This window comes from Streptomyces sp. NPDC048590, assembly GCF_043199535.1.
GTDB lineage: Bacteria > Actinomycetota > Actinomycetes > Streptomycetales > Streptomycetaceae > Streptomyces.
The window spans coordinates 225421-244946 of sequence record NZ_JBICWC010000005.1 but is presented as its reverse complement, the minus strand read 5'-3'; the positions used below and the strand labels follow the sequence as shown (position 1 = coordinate 244946).

22 protein-coding genes are annotated in these 19526 nt (G+C 70.4%); 7 read left to right on the top strand and 15 right to left on the bottom strand.

Features of this window, described 5'->3' with window-relative positions; translation table 11 throughout:
* The first annotated feature begins 91 nt into the window (after positions 1-91).
* On the top strand, positions 92-697 hold the full coding sequence (locus ACGFNN_RS16995) for a TIGR03086 family metal-binding protein (protein WP_393556587.1): 606 nt from the start codon (positions 92-94) through the stop codon (positions 695-697).
* A gap of 28 nt (positions 698-725) precedes the next feature.
* Here the strand turns inward: ACGFNN_RS16995 and ACGFNN_RS16990 are convergent, their stop codons facing one another.
* The 5 genes from ACGFNN_RS16990 to ACGFNN_RS16970 are packed head-to-tail and all read right to left on the bottom strand — an operon-like array spanning position 726 to position 3553.
* On the bottom strand, positions 726-1631 hold the full coding sequence (locus ACGFNN_RS16990; RefSeq protein WP_393556585.1) for an alpha/beta hydrolase fold domain-containing protein: 906 nt from the start codon (positions 1629-1631) through the stop codon (positions 726-728).
* A 16-nt stretch (positions 1632-1647) separates the two neighbouring features.
* Positions 1648-2613, bottom strand: a complete 966-nt coding sequence (locus ACGFNN_RS16985) for an amidohydrolase family protein (protein ID WP_393556583.1) — start codon at positions 2611-2613, stop codon at positions 1648-1650.
* The gene (locus ACGFNN_RS16980) at positions 2603-2842 is read right to left on the bottom strand and encodes a DUF1427 family protein (RefSeq protein WP_393556581.1); all 240 of its coding nucleotides are present in this window, start codon (positions 2840-2842) and stop codon (positions 2603-2605) included. Before ACGFNN_RS16980 ends, ACGFNN_RS16985 begins: the two co-directional genes overlap by 11 nt.
* Positions 2839-2976 carry a DUF1427 family protein gene (locus tag ACGFNN_RS16975; protein WP_393557078.1) on the bottom strand — a complete coding sequence of 46 codons (138 nt, stop codon included), beginning with the start codon at positions 2974-2976 and terminating at the stop codon, positions 2839-2841. Before ACGFNN_RS16975 ends, ACGFNN_RS16980 begins: the two co-directional genes overlap by 4 nt.
* Positions 2977-2992: 16 nt before the next feature.
* Positions 2993-3553, bottom strand: a complete 561-nt coding sequence (locus tag ACGFNN_RS16970; RefSeq protein ID WP_393556579.1) for a quercetin 2,3-dioxygenase — start codon at positions 3551-3553, stop codon at positions 2993-2995.
* Positions 3554-3755: 202 nt separating this feature from the next.
* Between ACGFNN_RS16970 and ACGFNN_RS16965 the strand changes: the two genes are divergently transcribed.
* The gene (locus tag ACGFNN_RS16965) at positions 3756-4691 is read left to right on the top strand and encodes a helix-turn-helix domain-containing protein (protein WP_393556577.1); all 936 of its coding nucleotides are present in this window, start codon (positions 3756-3758) and stop codon (positions 4689-4691) included.
* Positions 4692-4750: 59 nt separating this feature from the next.
* On the opposite strand, the gene ACGFNN_RS16960 is transcribed toward ACGFNN_RS16965, so the two are convergent.
* Complete coding sequence (locus ACGFNN_RS16960) at positions 4751-5434, bottom strand: alpha/beta fold hydrolase (RefSeq protein ID WP_393556576.1); 684 nt, start codon at positions 5432-5434, stop codon at positions 4751-4753.
* A gap of 65 nt (positions 5435-5499) precedes the next feature.
* On the opposite strand from ACGFNN_RS16960, the gene ACGFNN_RS16955 reads away from it, so the two are divergent.
* Together ACGFNN_RS16955 and ACGFNN_RS16950 are read left to right on the top strand one after the other, a co-directional pair.
* On the top strand, positions 5500-6300 hold the full coding sequence (locus tag ACGFNN_RS16955; protein WP_393556574.1) for a chitosanase: 801 nt from the start codon (positions 5500-5502) through the stop codon (positions 6298-6300).
* A gap of 381 nt (positions 6301-6681) precedes the next feature.
* A complete protein-coding gene (locus ACGFNN_RS16950; RefSeq protein WP_393556573.1) occupies positions 6682-7575 on the top strand; it encodes a chitosanase in 894 nt (297 codons plus the stop codon).
* Positions 7576-7642: 67 nt separating this feature from the next.
* Here the strand turns inward: ACGFNN_RS16950 and ACGFNN_RS16945 are convergent, their stop codons facing one another.
* The 9 genes from ACGFNN_RS16945 to ACGFNN_RS16905 form a co-directional block, all read right to left on the bottom strand.
* On the bottom strand, positions 7643-9133 hold the full coding sequence (locus ACGFNN_RS16945) for a nucleobase:cation symporter-2 family protein (protein WP_393556571.1): 1491 nt from the start codon (positions 9131-9133) through the stop codon (positions 7643-7645).
* 272 nt (positions 9134-9405) lie between these two features.
* The gene (locus ACGFNN_RS16940) at positions 9406-10803 is read right to left on the bottom strand and encodes an 8-oxoguanine deaminase (protein ID WP_362556013.1); all 1398 of its coding nucleotides are present in this window, start codon (positions 10801-10803) and stop codon (positions 9406-9408) included.
* A 45-nt stretch (positions 10804-10848) separates the two neighbouring features.
* Positions 10849-12249: a nucleobase:cation symporter-2 family protein gene (locus ACGFNN_RS16935; RefSeq protein ID WP_393556568.1), complete on the bottom strand. Its 1401-nt coding sequence runs from the start codon at positions 12247-12249 to the stop codon at positions 10849-10851.
* 67 nt (positions 12250-12316) lie between these two features.
* On the bottom strand, positions 12317-13240 hold the full coding sequence (pucL, locus tag ACGFNN_RS16930; RefSeq protein WP_362674512.1) for a factor-independent urate hydroxylase: 924 nt from the start codon (positions 13238-13240) through the stop codon (positions 12317-12319).
* A 6-nt stretch (positions 13241-13246) separates the two neighbouring features.
* Positions 13247-13639, bottom strand: coding sequence for a hydroxyisourate hydrolase (gene uraH / locus ACGFNN_RS16925; protein ID WP_362674513.1), 393 nt, complete (start codon positions 13637-13639; stop codon positions 13247-13249).
* Between the two features lie 59 nt (positions 13640-13698).
* Complete coding sequence (gene uraD, locus ACGFNN_RS16920) at positions 13699-14205, bottom strand: 2-oxo-4-hydroxy-4-carboxy-5-ureidoimidazoline decarboxylase (RefSeq protein WP_393556566.1); 507 nt, start codon at positions 14203-14205, stop codon at positions 13699-13701.
* A 197-nt stretch (positions 14206-14402) separates the two neighbouring features.
* Entirely contained in the window at positions 14403-14780 is a 378-nt protein-coding gene (locus ACGFNN_RS16915) for a helix-turn-helix domain-containing protein (RefSeq protein ID WP_385035174.1), read from the bottom strand.
* A complete protein-coding gene (locus tag ACGFNN_RS16910; RefSeq protein ID WP_393556564.1) occupies positions 14777-15028 on the bottom strand; it encodes a thiamine-binding protein in 252 nt (83 codons plus the stop codon). Before ACGFNN_RS16910 ends, ACGFNN_RS16915 begins: the two co-directional genes overlap by 4 nt.
* Positions 15029-15170: 142 nt before the next feature.
* Entirely contained in the window at positions 15171-16013 is an 843-nt protein-coding gene (locus tag ACGFNN_RS16905; protein ID WP_393556562.1) for a GntR family transcriptional regulator, read from the bottom strand.
* Positions 16014-16260: 247 nt separating this feature from the next.
* On the opposite strand from ACGFNN_RS16905, the gene ACGFNN_RS16900 reads away from it, so the two are divergent.
* The 3 genes from ACGFNN_RS16900 (at position 16261) to ACGFNN_RS16890 (ending at position 19465) form a co-directional block, all read left to right on the top strand.
* The gene (locus ACGFNN_RS16900) at positions 16261-17526 is read left to right on the top strand and encodes an extracellular solute-binding protein (RefSeq protein WP_393556560.1); all 1266 of its coding nucleotides are present in this window, start codon (positions 16261-16263) and stop codon (positions 17524-17526) included.
* Positions 17527-17636: 110 nt separating this feature from the next.
* Positions 17637-18629 (top strand): carbohydrate ABC transporter permease, encoded by a 993-nt coding sequence (locus ACGFNN_RS16895; RefSeq protein ID WP_393556558.1) that lies wholly within the window; start codon positions 17637-17639, stop codon positions 18627-18629.
* On the top strand, positions 18626-19465 hold the full coding sequence (locus ACGFNN_RS16890; RefSeq protein ID WP_393556556.1) for a carbohydrate ABC transporter permease: 840 nt from the start codon (positions 18626-18628) through the stop codon (positions 19463-19465). Before ACGFNN_RS16895 ends, ACGFNN_RS16890 begins: the two co-directional genes overlap by 4 nt.
* Positions 19466-19526 lie beyond the last annotated feature (61 nt).

Here is a 19526-nt window from a genome sequence, read left to right as displayed (position 1 = left end):
GCCATGCGGGTGAGCCCGCGGACAAGGGGGTGGATGGGAACGTTCCGCAATGTCCGCGATGAGTTCCGGACCCGGAATCGGTCTGAAGGGTATGGAAACGCACAAGGCAACCGCGACCGGTCTCGATCTGGGGCCGGCGGCACGAGAGATCCATGAGCTCATCGGCTCGGTCGAGGACCGGCAGCTGTCCGGCCCGACGCCCTGCCCCGACTACTCGGTGCGGGAGCTGCTCGGCCATCTGCTGGGGCTCACGATCGCCTTCCGCGACGCGGGACTCAAGGATCTCGGCCCTACCACCGACACCTCACCCGACTCGGCCCTGCCGGTCCTGCCCGACAACTGGCGCACCTCACTTCCGCCGCTTCTGGAGGAGCTGGTCGCGGCCTGGCGTGCGCCCTCGGCCCTGGAGGGCATGACCCGGGCCGGCGGCGTCGATCTGCCCGGGCAGGTCGCGGGCATGGTCGCCCGGAACGAGCTGCTCGTGCACGGCTGGGACCTGGCCAGGTCGACGGGGCAGGATTTCCGGGCGTCGGAGGAGGACCTGCGCTCGTCCGAGGCGATGCTCTCGGGGGACGACGACCGCACCGGAGCCGACGCGATCTTCGGCCCGCCGGTGACCGTCCCGGCCGGCGCTTCCCTGCTCGACCGGGTCATCGGCCTCAGCGGCCGCCGACCCGACTGGCGGCCGGGGGGCTGAGAGGCAACGGACTACGCGGAGCGCAGGTTCATGCCCCCGCCCGGCCGGTCCCGGTGCAGCGGTGTGCGAAGTCGGCCGTACGCCTGAAGCAGTCGTCCACCTCCGTCTCGGAGAGTCCCACCCACAGATGGTCGCCGCCGTCGACCAGACGTAGTTCGGGGCGGTGACCGGCCTCGTGCAGTGACTCGGCGAGGCGGACCGACTGCCGGGCCGGGACCAGCGAGTCGTCGGTGCCGTGCAGGATGAGGAAGGGTGGGGAGTCCGGTCCGGTGTGGCTGACCGGGCTGGCGTCGAGGGCCGGCCCCGGGAGAGCGGCCGGGGGTCCGCCGAGCAGCAGCGCCTCGAAGGAGGCCGGGTCGCGGGCGTCGTACGTACCTGCGGGTCGGTCCTCCCCGAGTGCGGGCAGATCGGTGGGCGCGTACCAGGTGACACAGCCGCGGACCGTGCCGGCGAGCCTGGTGAGGGCGGTCAGTGCGGCGAGGTGTCCGCCCGCCGACTCGCCCCACAGCACCGTCCGGGACGTGTCCACGCCGAGGTCGCCGGAACGGGTGCCGAGCCAGGTGAGTGCCTCGGTCAGGTCGTCCCGCTGTGCAGGGTGGGGTGCTTCGCCGCTGAGCCGGTAGTCGGGGCAGGCCACGGCGAAGCCGGCCTGCGCGAGGCGGGCGAACGGGCCCGGGCTCCACCCGGCGAACCGTGGGCCGAGGTGGTCGCGCAGGCCGCTGCGCCAGGCGCCTCCGTGGACGAAGACGATGAGCGGCACGGGCCCGTCGGCGCCGTCGGGCAGCCACATATCGAGGACGAGCGGGCGGCTGCCCTCGGGCACCGCGTACACGGCACCGCGCAGGAGTCGCACGCCCTCGGCCGGGTGAGCCGGGGGAGGCAGGGGCAGGGAGGCGGGATCCGGTGGCGCGAGGAGGTGGAGGGGGAACGGCACGGTGGGCTCTTCCTGGTCAGCGGGCGTGACGGGGCAGGAGGCGGCGGGCGTTGGCGTTGGTGAGCGCGCGCCAGCTCGCGTGGCCGTCCGGCGCGGGAGCGGTGTCCAGGCTCGCGACGTGGGCCTGGACACCGGCCGCAGGGGTCCAGCAGTGGTCGCTTCCGTACAGGAGACGGTCGGGGCCCACGAGGTTCAGGAGGGCGGGGAGCTGGCGCGGCAGCACGGGGCCGGCCAGGTCGTAGTGGAGCCTGCCGAGCTGTTCGACGGCCCCCGGCGCCTCGGTCCCTTCGGGCATGAACATCTTCATGAAGCCGTCGATGCGGTCGGCGAGGACCGGCAGCGCTCCCCCGCAGTGCGGCACGATCACCTTCACGTTCCGGTAGCGGTCCAGGGTGCCGGACATGAGCAGGTCGGTGACGGTGCGGGCGGTGTCGAAGATGAACTCCACCATGGGGCGGGGGCGCCCGAGTGCGGAGCTTTCCCAGCACACGGGAGAGGTGGGGTGCAGGAAGACGACCGCGCCGCGCCGGTCCAGCTCGGCCCAGACCGGCTCGAGACGGGGGTTGCCGAGGTAGGTGCCGTGGGTGTGGGACTCCAGGACCACTCCGTCGGCGTCCAGAGTGCCGAGGGCGTACGCGATCTCCTCCAGAGCGCCGTCGACGTCGGGCAGGGGCAGGGACGCGAACAGGCCGAAGCGGCCGGGGTGCGCGCGTACGGTGTCCGCTCCGTCCTCGTTGACCTCGCGGGCCAGCCGTCGGGCCGCGGTGTCGTCGCCGAAGTGGACGCCCGGGGAGGACACCGACAGCACCGAGGTTCCGATGCCGCAGCGGTCCATCAGCTCCAGGTGCGCCTTCGCCGACCAGGACGGCCAGGCGGGGACGCCGTCAGGCAGCTCGTGCCCCGCCTCCCGTGCCCGGCGGACGTAGGAGTCGGTGACGAAGTGGGCATGGACGTCGATATGGGCGGCGGCCTCAGGGGACACGGTTCGGTCCTTCTTCCGTGGGTGGATGGGCGGCGCGGTGGCGGTTCAGCCGCTCGCGTACGGCGGTGGCGGCGCGCTCGCCGATCACGATGCCGGCGAGCCCGGTCAGGCCGAGCAGGGGTGGGGCGGGCGAGACGATGCCGAGCGCCCAGTACGCCGCTCCCACGAGCAGACCGGCGGCGAAGGAGAGCGCGGCAGGACAGAGGAAGGCCCGTCGGGCCGCGCTCACAGGGCGCCCAGCGCCGTCTGACCCAGCAGCATGCCGAGCAGGCCGATGAGGGCGACCGGGGGCGGTGCGGGCGACTTCACCCGCACCAGCACGTACAGCACACCTGCGAGGACACCCGCGAGAAGCGCCTTCACATAGGACAAGGCAGGCTCAGCTTCCCGTGCGCCACTGGTGATCGGGCATGAAGGTCACGTCGTACCGCTGCGGCACGGTGGCGAACTTCTCGCGTTCCGGGATGAACGGGCGCCGCGGAACGGCGAGCTCGTCGGTGGGGGTGCCGAGGCTCTCGAAGAAGCGCTCGAAGGTGCCGCCGGGGCCGGCCGCCACGCCGACGATCCGGCTGTGGTGACGCTCGATGCGGTAGGCGTGCGGGCAGTTCTTCGGTACGAAGCCGAAGTCCCCCGCCGTCAGCAGCTTCTCGTGCTGCTCCCCTTCGAGGTCCTCGACGAACAGGCGCACGGCGCCGTCGGTGACGTAGAAGACCTCGTACGTGTCGGCGTGGGAGTGGGCGGGGATGGTGTCGCCCTTGGGGCCCTCGCAGGTGAAGAAGTTGAAGGTGTTCTCGGTCTGCTCGCCTCCCGCGTAGACGGTGATCATGTCCGTGAAGAGGTGGGCACGGTCCCCCATGCCCTTCTCGATGAAGTACGGCTTGCCGGGCTCAGGCGGGATGTGGGACCGCTCGCGGTAGCGGGTGGCGAACTCGATGGTCATCGTGGTCCTTCCTGACGTGTCGGCACGGACACGGGGCACGCGGACGGCCGCGGCCATGGGCGTGCGGGTGCGCACGGACGCGTGGTCACGTGCCTCGTGGGGGCGTACGGGGCCGGGGCAGGTCCGTGGGGCGGGCTCTCGCCGCGGCGGTTCCCACGCTAGGGGCGGCTCGGGAACGTCCCGGCGTACAATCGGGCACCCGATGAAGGAAAACGGACAGCCTGCGACCGGCCCCCGGCGCAGGGGCCTCGCGGCAGTACGGACACCGTCCTCCGTGCCCACCGTCGTCTACAGCCCGGCCCCCGGCAGACCACCCGGCCTGGAAGTCCTCGATCTGCCGGAATTCACCGCCGGCGCGACCGAGCGGGGACATCCCCTCACCACACCGAGCCGTCCGTCGTTCCACCTCGTCGTCGCGGTGCGGGCAGGCACTCTGACCTGCTCGGTGGACTTCGTCTCCTACCGCCTGGAGCCGGGTGACTGGCTGTGGGTGTGGCCCGGACAGGTGCTGCGGTTCGACGACGGTCTCGCGGAGTGCGACGCGACGGTGCTGGTCTTTCCCGCGGGCTTTCCCGGCGCGACGACCGACGCGCTGATCAGGGACGGTGAGCATGTCCCCCACCGCCGTGTCACTCCCGGCCCCTCGCGGCAGAGGTCGTTGCTCAGGCTTCTGGACGTACTGGCCGAGGAGTACGGCTCCCTCACCGGCCTCACGCTCGAGGCGTACGTCCAGACCCTGCGCGACTTGCTGTCCGTCATCCTCATCCGGCTCGTCCACCTCGCCGACCCGGGCCGGCAGACGCGTCCGGCGGCCGAGAACGAACCGTTCCGCCTGTTCCGTGAGGCCGTCGAGAAGGGTTTCCGGCAGACCCACCGGGTCGATGACTACGCTGCCGAACTCGGTTACAGCCCCCGCACACTGACCCGGGCGGCCAAGGCGGCCCTCGGTGTGGGCGCGAAGCGTTACATCGACGACCGGGTGCTGCTGGAGGCCAAACGCCTGCTCGTCCACACCGGGCTGCCGCCGGCCGCCATCGGCGCGGACATCGGGTTCACCCACCCGACCGCGTTCAGCGCCTTCTTCCGGCAGCACACCGGCATGACGCCGGTCGAGTTCCGCCGCGCGACCCGGACCTGAGGCGGACCGGAGGCACCGAACTCGGGTGCGGCGCGGGGAGCCGCACCCGGGGTGCCGCGTCAGCTGGTGAAGAACTCCGTGACGCGGGCGGCGACCTGACCGGGATCCGCCTCGTGCGGCCGGTGACCGCCGCCCAGGGTGACCAGCCTGCAGTCCGGGACGAGCGAGGCCATGTCGGCCAGGCGGCTCTGGTCCATGGTGCTCTCCGGACCTCCGGCGAGGATCAGGGTGGGGGCTACGATCTGGCCGAGCCCCTCCTCCCGGCGCGGGTCCGGGTCGTCGATCTGCTCCAGGACGGCGGGCACGGCCGCCTCGTCGTAGTCGACGGGGCCCTGCGGGCCGAACTCGGTGGGCTCGTCGGGCCGGAAGGGCGGCGGGGTCTCGATCAGGACAAGCCGTTCCACCCGGTCCGGGTGCTCCTCGGCCAGCAGGCCGGCCACGATGCCGCCCATCCCGTGGCCGACCACGCCGGCGCGGTCGATCTCGCAGGCGTCAAGGAACTCGAGGACGTCGTCCCGCATCTGCTCGAAGCCGTACTCGTCGGGCCAGTCGCTCTCGCCGTGTCCGCGCAGGTCGATGGCGTACACCCGCCACTCCTCGCCGAGCAGGGCGCCCGCCGCCGCCCAGTTCGCCGACGAGTCGCCGAGGCCGTGCAGCAGCACGACGGGTGAGCCGAGCGACTCGCCCCAGGTCCGGTACGCCAGCCGCACATCGCCGACATCCACAACAGACTGATCTTCCATGTCCCGAACGCTACAGCCGCCCCACCCGGGCCGGCCGCACCCCCCGGCCTGGCACGCTTGGGCAGGTGAAGCACAGAAGCCTCCTCCTCGCCGCTGCCGCGGCCCTCCTGCTCGCCGGATGTTCCCCGGCCACCTCCGGCCCGGCCGAGAAGAACCTCGACGACCCGGCGAAGAAGGACATCGCGATGCAGCTGGTCTCCAGCGCGGAGAACTCCTCCCTGGACTGGAAGGCCCAGTACGGCTACATCGAGGACATCGGCGACGGCCGCGGCTGGACCGCCGGCATCATCGGCTTCTGCTCCGGCACCGGGGACCTGCTGAGGGTCGTCGAACGCTATACGGCGAAACGCCCGGACAACGGCCTCGCCCGCTTCGTCCCGGCGCTGCGCGCGGTGAAGGGCACCGACTCGCACGAAGGCCTCGGCGACGCGTTCACGGCGGCATGGCGAGAGGCGGCGACGGACCCCGCCCTCCGGTCGGCGCAGGACGCGGAACGCGACTCGGCCTACTTCGACCCGGCGGTGGAGCGCGCCGAGGCCGACGGGCTCAGCGCACTAGGGCAGTTCATCTACTACGACGCCTACGTGATGCACGGTTACGCGGACGCCCGGGGAACGGTCGGCTTCCGGACCATCCGCGCCCACGCGCTCGCCGAGGCCGACCCGCCGGCCGAGGGCGGTGACGAGGAGGCCTATCTCAACGCCTTCCTGGACGCCCGGGTCGAGGCGCTGCGCGAGGAGCCCTCGCACAGCGACACCAGCCGGGTGGAGACAGCGCAACGCGTGTTCGTGCGTGAGGGGAAGCTCCAGCTGGAGACGCCCCTGGCCTGGCGGGTCTACGGCGAGAGCTACCGCATCGAAGGCTGAGGCAAGCCGCCGCCCGGCGGGCGCCCGAGGCACCGGCCGGACGTTTCGCGTACGCCGGTTCCCGTGTCGTCGGCCCTCGCGTCCGCCGGCGTAGGGAGCGGCCACGGCACACCTTGCACCGGAACCGGCGACTCCTGTTCCATATGTGAGGACACATCATGCGAGAGCACATCGCGTGAGGACGCATCACGTGATGACGCATCCGGATGTGAGGCCGCTCCGGCGAGCGCACCGCACCCCGCACCCGCCCGAGGCGGACCCTTCCCCCCATGCGGGGACGTTTCGATCGACCTCTGCCCGGAGTCTGTACCGACCGTCACGGGCCTGATAGGAAAGCTTCCTAACAGAATATCGGCACGACGAACTCCTTCTGGAGGACCGGTGCATCACCCCCACACCCGCACCTCACGTCGCACCACGCGAATCGCGCTCCCCACGCGGATCGCCCGGATCACCCGTACCGCCGGACTCGCGGCCGTGGCCCTCGGGCTGACCTTCACGGCCGTTCCGGTCACCGCCCACGCCGGCGCCCCCACGCCGTCGGCCGCACACCTGGAGGCAGCCGCGACCGGTCTCGACGATCCCGCGAAGAAGGAGATCGCGATGCAGCTGGTCTCCAGCGCGGAGAACTCCTCCCTGGACTGGAAGGCCCAGTACGGCTACATCGAGGACATCGGCGACGGCCGCGGCTACACCGCCGGCATCATCGGCTTCTGCTCCGGCACGGGCGACATGCTCGATCTCGTGGAGCTGTACACCCAGCGCCGCCCGGACAACGTCCTCGCCGACTACCTGCCCGCGCTGCGGCAGGTGGACGGGACCGACTCGCACGACGGGCTCGACCCCGGCTTCCCCGGCCACTGGCGCGAGGCCGCGTCGGACAGCGTGTTCCAGCAGGCGCAGAACGACGAGCGGGACCGGGTGTACTTCGACCCGGCGGTGAGCCAGGGCAAGGCGGACGGGCTGGGCACGCTCGGCCAGTTCGCCTACTACGACGCGCTCGTGATGCACGGCGGCGGCACCGACAGCGCGAGCTTCGGCTCCATCCGGCAGCGCGCCCTCGCACAGGCGAGCCCGCCCTCGCAGGGCGGTGACGAGGTGGCCTACCTCGACGCCTTCCTCGACGCGCGGGTCTGGGCGATGAAACAGGAGGAGGCCCACTCGGACACCAGCCGGGTGGACACGGCCCAACGGGTGTTCCTTCGTGCGGGCAACCTGGACCTCGACCCGCCGCTGGACTGGAAGGTCTACGGCGACAGCTTCCACATCGGCTGACGGCCCCAGCACCCGGTGCGCGTACGCGTCTCCCCCCTCAGGGTTTCCGCGTACGCGCACCTGCCGGTCAGGGGGCCACCGGCACGGCCATCGGGTCCTTGGGCTGCTCGCTCTCCGCCATCTCGGCCTCCGGCTCCTCGTCCGGGCGCCGGCCCCAGTGGTTGAAGGCCAGGTTGAGGACGATCGCCACCACACAGCCGGTCGAGATGCCCGAGTCCAGCACGACGAGCATGTCCTTGGGGAAGGCGTGGTAGAAGTCCGGCGCGGCGATCGGGATGAGTCCGACGCCGACGGCCGCGGCGACGATCAGGGCGTTCTCGCCCTTCTCCAGGGCGGCGGTCGCGAGGGTCTGGACCCCGCTGGCGGCGACCGACCCGAAGAGCACGATGCCCGCGCCGCCGAGGACCGGAAGCGGAACCAGGGCGATGACGGACGCGGCGACGGGGACGAGTCCGAGCACCACGAGGATGACACCGCCGGCGGCGACGACGAACCGGCTGCGGACCTTGGTCATGGCGACCAGCCCGATGTTCTGCGCGAAGGCGCTGCACATGAAGCCGTTGAAGACCGGGCTCAGGACGCTGCCCAGGGTGTCCGCGCGCAGGCCGCCCTCGATGGTGCGTTCGTCCGCGGGGCGTCCGACGATCTTGCCGAGGGCCAGCATGTCGGCGGTGGACTCCGTCATGCAGACCAGCATCACGATGCACATGGAGACGATGGCGGCGATCTCGAACTGCGGTGCGCCGAAGTGGAACGGCGTCGGGAAACCGACCACGTCGGCGTCGGCCAGTGCCCCGAAGTCGGTGATTCCGGCGGGAATCGCGATGAGGGTGCCGATGACGAGTCCGAGCAGAATGGCGATCTGCTGGAGGAAGCCCCTCAGCAGCTTGCGCAGGGCCAGGACGATCACGAGGGTGACGGCGGCCATCGTGATGTTCGTCATCGAGCCGTAGTCGTCGGCGGTCGCGTTGCCGCCCTGCGACCAGTTGAAGGCCACGGGGAGGAGGGACACACCGATCAGAGTGATGACCGTGCCGGTGACCACGGGCGGGAAGAACCGGACCAGCTTGCAGAAGTACGGGGCGAGGACGAAACCGAGGATTCCGGCGACGATGATCGCCCCGAAGATGACGGCGATCCCGTCGTGCCCGCGGTCCTTGCCTATCGCGATCATCGGGGTCACGCCGGCGAACGAGACCCCGTTGACGAAGGGGAGCCTCGCGCCTATGCGCCAGAACCCGAGGGTCTGGAGCAGGGTGGCTATGCCCGCGGTGAAGAGGCTCGCCCCCATGAGGAAGGCGGTCTCCTTGGCGCTGAGGCCGACCGCGGGCCCCAGGATCATGGGCGGGGCCACCACACCCGCGTACATCGCGGCGACGTGCTGGAGGCCGCTGGTGAACATCCTGAGCGGTGGGAGGGTCTCGTCGACCGGGTGCTTCCGGTCCGGCGGACCGACGCTCCCCCCGCCGTCCGGCTCTCCTGCGCTCGCCTCCGCCGTCGTTGCGTCGACTGCATCTGCGTGAACTGCGTTCTTGCGAAACCTGGGCGTTGCTGCCACGGCTTCCTCCGGTCGGTTACACATCGGGCGACGTGGGTGTCTGGGAGGTGGTGCTGAGGTGCGTTGGTTCAGGTCGTGCAGAAGCTGGTGCGGGCAGCTTGGAGTTCTCACCCGGTGCGGGAGCGTGTGACGAAGGCACACGCTCCCGCACGGGCTGCCGTGTGCCCCGGTGCGGGGTCCACGGCCGGCCGGCCGAGGGCCGTCCCCCTCGGCCGGCCTGTCAGGGGATTCGGAGCTTCATGCTCCGGCGGCGCGGTACGCGCCGGTGGCCGTCAGGCTCCGGCGGCGATCTGCGCCAGCCGCCTGGCCTCGTCGCGGGTCGCGCGGGCGATGGCGTCCTCGTCCACCGTGACGAGGTGGTTGTCCTCGACGACGGGCTTGCCGTTGACGAGGGAGAGGGTGACCGGGGCCGCGGCGCCGAAGACGAGTGCCGTCACCGGGTCGGCGATGGAGGCGTGGGCGAGGGTGTCCAGCTTCCACAGCACCAGGTCGGCGAGCTTGCCCGGCTCGATCGAGCCGATCTCGTCGGCCCGCCCGAGGACCCGGGCACCGCCGTGGGTTCCGAGGCGGAGGGCCTGACGGGCGTTCAGGGCCTTCTCGCGATGGGCGCCGAGACGGTTGATCAGGAGTGCGTTGCGCAGCTCGGTGTGGAGCTCGCCCGACTCGTTGGACGCGGTGCCGTCGACGCCGAGACCGACGGGCACCCCGGCGGCGAGCATGTCGGGGACCCGCGCGATGCCGGCGGCCAGACGGGCGTTGGAGGACGGGCAGTGGGCGACACCCGTGCCGGTGCGGGCGAAGGCCGCGATGTCGGAGTCGTTCATGTGGACGCAGTGCGCCATCCACACGTCGTCACCGAGCCAGCCGGTCGACTCGAAGTAGTCGGTCGGGCCCATGCCGAACAGTTCCTTGCAGAACTGCTCCTCCTCGACTGTCTCCGAGCCGTGGGTGTGGAGCCGTACGCCACGCCGGCGGGCCAGCTCCGCGCCCTGCTTGAGCAGTTCGGTGGAGACGGAGAAGGGCGAGCAGGGGGCGACCGCGATCTGCGTCATCGCGTCGAAGGAGGCGTCGTGGTGCTCGTCGATGGTCGCCTCGGTGGCGGCGAGCGCACCGTCGAGGGTCTCCACCGCGAAGTCCGGCGGCAGACCGCCGTCCTTCTTGCTGCGGTCCATGGAGCCGCGGGCGAGCGTGAAGCGGACACCCATGTCGCGGGCGGCGCCGATGATCGCGCCGGACAGGTCGCCGGAGCCCTCCGGGTACACGTAGTGGTGGTCCATCGCGGTGGTGACGCCGCCGCGGGCCATCATCGCGAGCGAGCCCTGCGCCGCCGCGCGGGCCATCGGCTCGTCGATCCGCGCCCAGGTCGGGTACAGGGCCACCAGCCAGTCGAAGAGGTTGTGGTCGGTGGCCAGGCCCCGGGTGATCCACTGGTAGAAGTGGTGGTGGGTGTTGACGAGGCCGGGTGTGACGAGGTGGCCGGTGCCGTCGACACGCCGTACGACACCGGTGAGGCCCTCCGGTGCCTTGCCCGCACCGACGGACTCGATGCGGTTGTCCGCCACGACGACGTAGCCCGACGCGTACTCGGTGTCGTGGGCGTCGACGGTGGCGATCGAACAGTTCTCGATGACGATGCGCTGGATGGTCCCGCGGTCCGCCGAAGCTGCCATGGTGCTTCCCTTTTCTGTGTATGGCGATGTGGGCACGGCAGGACCCTAGGAGGATTTGAGTGCCACAGCGGGGCGGCTGTGGGTGCCGAGATGATGGAAGAACAGGTTGAGCAGGACCGCGACGAGCGCTCCCGCACTGATCCCGGAACCGAGCACGGTCTGCGCCCAGGAAGGGAATCCGGCGTAGAAGGTGGGTGCCGCGAGCGGGATGATGCCCGCGCCGAGTGCCACCGCCACGAGGATGATGTTGGAGCTGTCGTCGAGGCCGGCCTCGGACAGGGTCCGGATGCCGCTCACCGCGATCGAGCCGAAGAGGACGATGCCGGCTCCGCCGAGCACGGGCATGGGGACCAGCGAGACGACCGCGCCGAGCACGGGGAAGACGCCCAGGACGATCAGGGCACCACCGGCCGCGGCGACCACGTAGCGGCTGCGGACCCTGGTCAGCGACACGACGCCGACGTTCTGCGCGAAGGCGCTGGTGGGGAAGCCTCCGAAGACCGGGCCGATGAGCGTGGCGATTCCGTCCGTGCGCAGGCCGCGGGTGATGGTGGTGCCGTCGGTGCGCCGTTCGCAGATCTCGCCGAGCGCGAGCATCCCGGCGGACGACTCCGTCATCAGCACCAGCATCACGATGCACAGGGACAGGATCGCGGCGGGCTGGAACTCGGGCGCGCCGAAGGCGAAGGGCGCGGGCAGGGCGGCCGCAGGCGCGGAGCCGAGCGCGGAGAAGTCGGCGAGCCCGAAGGGGATCGCGGCCAGTGTGCCGATGAACAGGCCGGCGAGCAGGGCGACCTGCTTGACGAAGCCGCGTCCGAAGCGCTGGATCAGCAGGATGACGACGAGGGTGAAGGCGGCCAGCGCGAGGTACTTCATGTCACCGAAGTCGTCCGCGGTGGCGTCGCCGCCCTGGGCCCAGCCGACCGGTACGGGCATGAGCGTGACGCCGATGAGGGTGATGACGACACCGGTGACCAGCGGCGGGAAGAAGCGCAGCAGACGGCCGAAGAACGGCCCGACGGCCAGGCAGAAGACACCTGCGACGAGTACCGCCCCGTAGATCGCGGGGAGTTGGTGGCCGGGTGCGCTGGTCTCGGCGATGGCGAGCATCGGCGCGATCCCGGCGGAGGAGGCCGCGTTGACGAACGGCAGGCGGTTTCCGGCGAAGCGGCCGGCCCCGAGGGTCTGGAGGAGGGTGGCGAGTCCCGCGATCAGGAGACTCGCGGCTATCAGGCGGGTTCTGCCGGCCGTGTCGAGCCCGACGGCCTGGCCGATGATGAGCGGAGGGGTGACGACACCCGCGTACATGGCGGCGATGTGCTGGAGCGCGGCGGGGACGAGCCGCGAGGGCGGGAGCTTCTCGTCCACCGGGTGAACTGCCGTGTCGGCAGCGGTCGGTGGGGTGGAACATGGGCCTTTCGCCGGCCCCGTTGCAGGCTGTGCCATGGTATTTCCCTCCGGGATGACCGGCCCCCGCCCGGCAGAGGGCGGCGGGGACCGGTTCAGCACCGCGTCAGAGGTTGGTCATGTCGACCGGGATCTTCGGCTCTACGCCGTCGCGGAGCACCGTCGCCTCGATGAGGCCGTAGGGACGGTCGGCCGCGAAGTAGACCTCGTTGTCGTTCTTGAGGCCGAACGGCTCCAGATCGACGAGGAAGTGGTGGTTGTTCGGCAGCGAGAAGCGGATCTCGTCGATCTCGCTGCGGCTGTTGATGATGCGCGAACCCATCTGGTACAGGGTCTGCTGGAGCGAGAGGGAGTACGTCTCCGCGAAGGCGTGCAGCATGTGCTTGCGCGCCTGCTCGTAGGACTTCTCCCAGTTGGGCATGCGCTCCTCGTCGCTGGTCCAGTTGTACCGCCACCGCGCGGAGACGTCGGTCGCCAGGATGCGGTCGTACGCCTCCTTCAGCGTCGTGTACCTGTCCTTGACGTAGCCCCAGAACTCGGAGTTGGTGGAGTTCATCACCGTGAGGTCCTTGAGACCGGAGATGACCTCCCAGTTCTCACCGTCGAAGGTGATCTGGGATACGCGGGTCTCCTGGCCCTTGCGGACGAAGGAGTGCTTGACGTCGTCGGCGCCGATGAACCTGGAATTGCCGTCGGAGGTCGCGATGCGCTCCCAGGCGTACTCCTCGATCCTGATCCGGGCCTGCTTGATCGGCTCCTGCGAGGTCACGAAGTGCCGCGCGAGGTGGATGCCGAACTGCTCGGCGGACTCGATGCCGTGCTCCTTGGCGAAGGCGAACACCGTGTTCTTGGTGGTGTCCGTCGGCAGGACGTTGGCGTTGGAGCCGGAGTAGTGGACGTCGTCCATGTCGCCGGAGAGGGCGACCGAGACGTTGAGGTCCTTGATGTGGTGGGTGTCGCCGTCCCGCGTGATCTTGACGACGCGGTTCTCTGCTTTGCCGTACTGGTTCTGGCCGAGAATCGTGGGCATTGTCTGCTAGCTCCCTCGGTAAACGGAGTAGCCGAACGGGTTGAGCAGCAGCGGTACGTGGTAGTGCTCGCCCGGGGTGACGGCGAATGCGATCGCCACCTCGGGGAAGAACGCGCCGCTGTCCCTTACGCGGGGGGCGTCCTGCTGCGCCTCGGCTTGCTTCTTCGCGGTGAAGTACGACTCGGTGTCGAAGACGAGCCGTACGTGGGTGGTTCCTTCCGGCAGGGCCGGCAGGTCTTTGCAGCGCCCGTCCGCGTCGGTGGCGGAACCGCCGAGCGTCACGTACTGCGTGTCGCCGCCACTGCGGGCGGACAGGGAGACGGTGACGGCTTCGGCGGGACGGCCGATGCTGGTGTCCAGGATGTGGGTGGACACCGAGGCGGTGGTGTCGGTGCTCAAGACCGTCACTCCTTGTTCTTTTCGGTCGCTTCCGGGGCGGGTCCCAGGCGTCGGGGTGCTCAGGCGTCCTGGGCGAGGCGGGTCAGGCGGATGCGGTTGATCTTGCCCAGTTCGGTGCGGACGATCTCGCGTTCCTGCTCGGGCGAGTTGCCGATCCGGGCCTTGACGGCGTCGCGCATCTGTTCACCGGTGGCTCCGGTGGCGCAGATCAGGAAGACATGGCCGAACCGCTCCTGGTAGGCCAGGTTGAGTTCGAGCATCTCCGCCTTGAGCTCCTCGGACGCGCCGGCCATCCCCCGCTGCTCGCGGGAGGAGGTCGGGTCCCCGGGCTTGGGGCGTCCGATCGGCGGGTGTCCAGCCATCGCTTCGGCCAGGTCCTCCGTGGTGAGTTCGGCCATGGCGGCGTCACTCGCGGAGAACAGGGCTTCCGGGCCGTCGTAGGGCCGGTGGGCGAGGACGGAGCTTCCCCACGCCGTGCTGGCACAGACCTCGTGCAGTACGGTCGCCGCCTCTTCGGCCGGCAGGGTGTTGAACCGGGTGAGGCCCGGTGTGGAGCTCGTAGTCACGGGAGCCTCCGTGGCTTTTTTCGCTGTGCGTTGTCGGGCTGCGGATAGCTAACGCCCTTCGCAACACCACGTCAACAGTTTGTTGAAATTCCGCGAACAGATAATGCCGCCGCCCGGGTTGCCGGACGGCGGCACGAAGGTCGCGCGGGGCCTCACGGGTGGCCGGTGCCGGCCCGCAATGCCCTGATGGAGGGCGTTCAGCCGCCCTTGGCGGCGTTGTCGCGGTTGAGGTAGTTGTACACGGTGAAGCGGCTGACGCCCAGGGCGCCCGCGACCGTCTCCACTCCGTGCCGTACGGCGAAGGCACCGCGTGCCTCCAGGGTGCGCACCACACCTTGCTTGGCCTTGCGGTCGAGTTCGGCCAGCGGCATCCCGTGCCGGCGTTCCATCGCGGCCAGGATGTGGTCGAGCGAGTCCGAGAGCTGGGGAAGCCGGACGGCTATGACGTCGGCCCCTTCCCACGCGAGGACCACGTCCTCGGTGCCGGCCTGCTCCGGATCGAGGAGCTCGGCCCCCATGGCGTCGACGAGCGGCTTCACCGCCGTGACCAGCGGGTGGTCGGCCGGTTCGGTCACGGGGTGTCCTCCCCGATCACGTTGAGCTGGAGCGAGACCCGGGTGGCGCCCGACTCCAGGGCCTTGCGCAGCAGGGAGTCCACCGCGGTGAGGACCTGGTCGGCGCCGCCTTCGGCGGTGTTCCCGAAGGGGCCGACGTCGACCGCGTCCAGGTCGGCGGCCTGGATGACCTCGCGGGCCACCACCGCGTGGGCAGGCGCCTCGTCCAGGTCGAAGGGCTCGGTGGTGAATTCCACCCTCAAGCGCACATTGCCTCCCTCACGTCCCGCCGCGTCGGTCGGCCCGCACGGCTCGCCTCGACCCTAAGGCACACGGCGCCCGGCCCGGCAGCCCCAGCAGCCCCGGCGGCGGTCCGAGCGCCGCGGGGGCCGCGGGGCGCGCCATGTCCGCTCACGGCCCGGCCTGGATGTCCCCACGGGTGGACGAGGCGATCCGGTCGCCGTGGGTGAAGTCTCCGGGCGGGATCCCGGGGTGGTGCCCGTCCTGGACCGGCGGGGCGCTCGCCGCGGCCGGACCGAGCGCCAGCCGGGAGACGATCCGGTAGCGGTCACCCCGGTAGAGCGAGTGGACGTACTCCACCGGCAGGCCCTCGACGTCCGACGTCAGGCGCTCGAAGAGCAGGGCCGGGGAGAGCTCGGGCACCTCCAGGAGCTGGGCCTCGGCCCGTGTGACGACGGTGGGCTCGATGGCCTGGACCGCCTCCCGGACGTGCACCCCGTGGGCATGCCGCAGGTGCTCGTAGAGATCGCCGTTCTCCAGCTCCTGCGCCGACAGCCCGGGGACGAGCGCCGCCCGGATGTGCAGGTGCTCGATCGCCATCGGCGCCCCGTCGACCAGGCGCAGCCGCGCGACGTAGACGATCTCCTCGGCGGGCGACATCCGCAGCTTGCGGCCCACCCGTGCCCCGGCCTGCAGGGTGGTGAACTCCAGGAGTCTGCTCGACCAGGCGCCCGCGGCCCGCGGGACGCTGAGCGAGAGGTCGGCGGACACCAGCTCCTGGGTGATCTTCTCCGGTGCCACGAACATCCCGCGTCCGTGCTCCCTGACCAGCAGGCCGGCAGCCACCAGCTCGTCCACGGCCGCCCGGAGAGTGGGCCGGGAGACGCCGAGCAGGGCGCAGAGGGACCGCTCGGACGGGATGGCGTCGCCGGGACGGCGGCTCTCGATCAGTCCGAGGACCGCGTCACGCGCCCGCTCCCGCTTGAGCACGGTCCCAGGTACGTCAGCTTTCATGCAGGCTCCTCCTGGCACTTCGCTCCCTTTACCAGTTGAGCGATTAATGACCACTGGTCAGGCTCAGTCTATCCACCTGCGGCGTGAAGAACAGAGCCCGCCACCGAAGATCCCTCGAATTCCCTTTATACACAAGGGGTTGACGGCCTCATTGGTCTATGCCACCTTCTTCCACCATCAAGAGGTGAGCTGTCCAGTGGGCTTCACTGGTCAGGTGGTCAGGTCTCTGCTCCCGTTGAGGTGAACCGTGAAGTACCGCTTGCTTGCCGGTGTGTCCGCGCTCGTCATGGCCGCCGCCCTCAGTGCCTGCGGCTCCGGCGAGGACGACGCCGAAGGGTCCGGGGGTGTCACCCCCGTCGATGTGTGGCTGATGCGGGACAGCGTCTCGGCCGCGTTCCAGGAGGAGTTCACCAAGGGGTTCGAGGCGGCCCACCCGGACATCGACGTCAGGATCCAGATCCAGGAGTGGGACGGGATCGGGCAGAAGATCACCGCTGCCCTGGCCAGCAACGACGCCCCGGACGTGATCGAGGCCGGGAACACGCAGGTGGCGCAGTTCGCCGAGAGCGGCGGGCTGACGGACCTCAGCGACCGGAAGGACGAGCTGAACGGAGCGGACTGGCTGAAGGGCCTGGCCGAGCCGGGCGCGTACGACGGGAAGCAGTACGGCATCCCGTACTACGCGGCCAACCGCGTCGTGATCTACCGGACCGACCTCTTCGAGAAGGCTGGTGTCGACGCCTCGGCCATCAAGACCCGTGACCAGTGGATCGACGCCACCACCGAGCTGAACAAGGGCGGCACGCAGGGCATCTATCTGCCCGGTCAGATGTGGTACGCCCTGGCGGGCTTCATCTGGGACGAGGGCGGCGACCTCGCGACGGAGTCCGGCGGCAAGTGGTCCGGGGCGCTCGACTCGCCCGAGGCCCTGCGCGGGATGGAGTTCTACGAGGAGCTGCAGGCGCTCGGCAAGGGTCCCAAGGACTCCGACGAGGACGACCCGCCGCAGGCCGAGGTGATGGCGCAGGGCAAGGTCGCCCAGGTCATCTCCACCCCCGGCGGCGCCAACGTGATCGCGGAGAAGAACCCCGAGCTGAAGGGGAAGCTGGCCTTCTTCCCCATCCCGGGAAAGACGGCGGACACTCCCGGCGCGGTCTTCACCGGCGGCTCCGACCTGGTCGTGCCCGCCGCCGCGGGGCACCCCGAGGCCGCTGTCACCTTCATCAAGGAGCTGACCGGCGACGCCTGGCAGAAGAAGCTCGCCGTCGCGATGAGCTACGTGCCCAACCGCACCACCCTGGCCTCCGCGGTCGCGGCGGACCCGGGCGCGGCGGCCATGGCGGTCGGCGCGGCCAACGGCCACGCCACACCCAACACGCCGGGCTGGGCGGCGGTCGAGGCGGAGAACCCGATCAAGGACTACATGACCGCCGTACTCACCGGCGGTGACCCGGCCGATGAGGCGAAGAAGGCTTCGCAGGACATCACCAGGGCCATGAACGCCGGTTCCTGAATCCCTGCGGGGGCGGGCTCCGTGGAGGGACCGCGGCGCCCGCGCCCGCCGTTGAGAGCGCTCCCGTACCGCCCCGTCCGAGACCCGCTCCCCCAGGAAGGAGGTGTGAAGTGCCGGCCGTCGTCGAAGGCACCGCACCACACACACCCCGGCAGCGACCGGCCCCCCGTCCCACGGACCCACCCGGCCCCCGGCGCCGGTCCGGCCGGGCCCCGACCGGTGGCCTGTGGCCGTACGTCCTGGTCGCCCCGGCCGTGGGCGGCATGGTCTACCTGCTCGTCTACCCGCTGGTCCGTGCCGTCCTGATCTCGCTCCAGGACTTCAGGCTCCGCCAGCTGATCACCGGTGACGCGGAGTTCGTCGGGCTGCGGAACTACCGGACGCTGCTGTCCGACCCCCGGTTCTGGGAGGTGGTCCGGCGCACCTTCGTGTTCATGGCGGTCAACGTCGCCCTGATCATGGTGATCGCCACCCTGGTCGCCCTCATGGTGGAGCGGCTCGGCCGGGCCGGACGGACCGTGGTGCTGTGCTCGCTGGTGCTGGCCTGGGCGATGCCGGTGGTCGCCGCCACCACGGTCTTCCAGTGGCTGTTCCACTCCGAGTTCGGGATCGTGAACTGGTCGCTGACCTCGCTGGGCTTCGACTCGTTCGACCGGTATCCCTGGTTCGCGAACGGGACCGCCGCCTTCGCGATCCTGGTGACGCTGATCGTCTGGCAGTCCGTCCCCTTCGCCGCGATCACCCTGTACTCGGCGCTGACCACCGTGCCGCAGGAGCTGTACGAGTCCGCCCGGCTGGACGGGGCGGGCTCCGGCCGGATCTTCCGCTCGGTCACCTTCCCGATGCTCCGGCCGATCTTCATGCTGGTGTTCTCGCTCGAGGTGATCTGGACCTTCAAGGCGTTCGTGCAGATCTGGGTGATGACCAGGGGCGGGCCGGGCGACGCCACCACCATCCTGCCGGTCTACGCGGTCCAGACGGCCCTGTCCGGCCAGCGCTACGACCTGGGGTCCGCGGCCTCGATGGTCACCGTGGTCCTGATGTCCGGGGTCCTCGTCCTCTACTTCCGCCAGATGTTCCGCCAGGAGGACGATCTCCGATGAGCCTTCGCCACCCCCGCCCGAGACGTCTCCCGCTGAACGCCGGCGCCACGCTGACGGTCGTGGTCTGCCTGTTCCCGGTGTACTGGATGATCTCGACGGCCTTCAAGCCGTCCCGGGACATCCAGTCCGCCGAGCCCCGGCTCGTCCCGTACACCTGGACGCTGGACCACTTCCGCAAGGCCGTGGACGCGGACGGCTTCGGCCTTTTCTGGCGCAACAGCGTCCTCGTCACGCTCGGCGCGGTGCTGCTGGCGCTGCTGGTCGCGCTCGGCGCGGCCTTCGCGGTGGCCAGGATGCGCTGGAAGGGCCGGCGGCAGTTCATGCTGATGGTCTTCATCGCGCAGATGGCGCCCTGGGAATCGCTGATCATCCCCGTCTACATCATCTCCCGTGACACCGGGATGCTCGACCGGCTGCCGACGCTCACCCTCGTCTACTTCATGATCACCCTGCCGTTCACGATCGTGGTGCTGCGGGGGTTCATCGGAACCATCCCTCCCGAGCTGGAGGAGGCGGCGCAGGTCGACGGCTGTTCCCGTACCGGCGCGTTCCGGCGGGTCGCGCTGCCGCTGCTGGCGCCGGGGCTGATGGCGACGTCGCTGTTCGGCTTCATCACGGCGTGGAACGAGTTCGCGTACGCCAACTTCCTGATCATCAAGGAGCAGGACAACCGGACGCTGCCGGTCTGGCTGTCGTCGTTCCAGAACACCTTCGGCACCGACTGGGGCGCCACCATGGCCGCCTCCACCCTGTTCGCGCTGCCGGCTCTGGTGGTCTTCCTGCTGCTCCAGCGCCATGTCACCTCAGGCTTCGCCGCCGGCGCCGTCAAAGGCTGAGGGAGACACCGTCCCCCGCGCCGCCACGGGCCGCGGTCGACACCGTCCCCGCTTTCCTCCC

What these genes read in the sequence shown, in the direction of transcription:
- ACGFNN_RS16995 (WP_393556587.1), top strand. Translation starts at nt 92, where the DNA reads ATGGAAACGCACAAGGCAACCGCGACCGGTCTCGATCTGGGGCCGGCG.
- ACGFNN_RS16970 (WP_393556579.1), bottom strand. Translation starts at nt 3,553, where the DNA reads ATGACCATCGAGTTCGCCACCCGCTACCGCGAGCGGTCCCACATCCCG.
- ACGFNN_RS16965 (WP_393556577.1), top strand. Translation starts at nt 3,756, where the DNA reads ATGAAGGAAAACGGACAGCCTGCGACCGGCCCCCGGCGCAGGGGCCTC.
- ACGFNN_RS16960 (WP_393556576.1), bottom strand. Translation starts at nt 5,434, where the DNA reads ATGGAAGATCAGTCTGTTGTGGATGTCGGCGATGTGCGGCTGGCGTAC.
- ACGFNN_RS16940 (WP_362556013.1), bottom strand. Translation starts at nt 10,803, where the DNA reads ATGGCAGCTTCGGCGGACCGCGGGACCATCCAGCGCATCGTCATCGAG.
- ACGFNN_RS16935 (WP_393556568.1), bottom strand. Translation starts at nt 12,249, where the DNA reads ATGGCACAGCCTGCAACGGGGCCGGCGAAAGGCCCATGTTCCACCCCA.
- pucL (WP_362674512.1), bottom strand. Translation starts at nt 13,240, where the DNA reads ATGCCCACGATTCTCGGCCAGAACCAGTACGGCAAAGCAGAGAACCGC.
- ACGFNN_RS16905 (WP_393556562.1), bottom strand. Translation starts at nt 16,013, where the DNA reads ATGAAAGCTGACGTACCTGGGACCGTGCTCAAGCGGGAGCGGGCGCGT.
- ACGFNN_RS16890 (WP_393556556.1), top strand. Translation starts at nt 18,626, where the DNA reads ATGAGCCTTCGCCACCCCCGCCCGAGACGTCTCCCGCTGAACGCCGGC.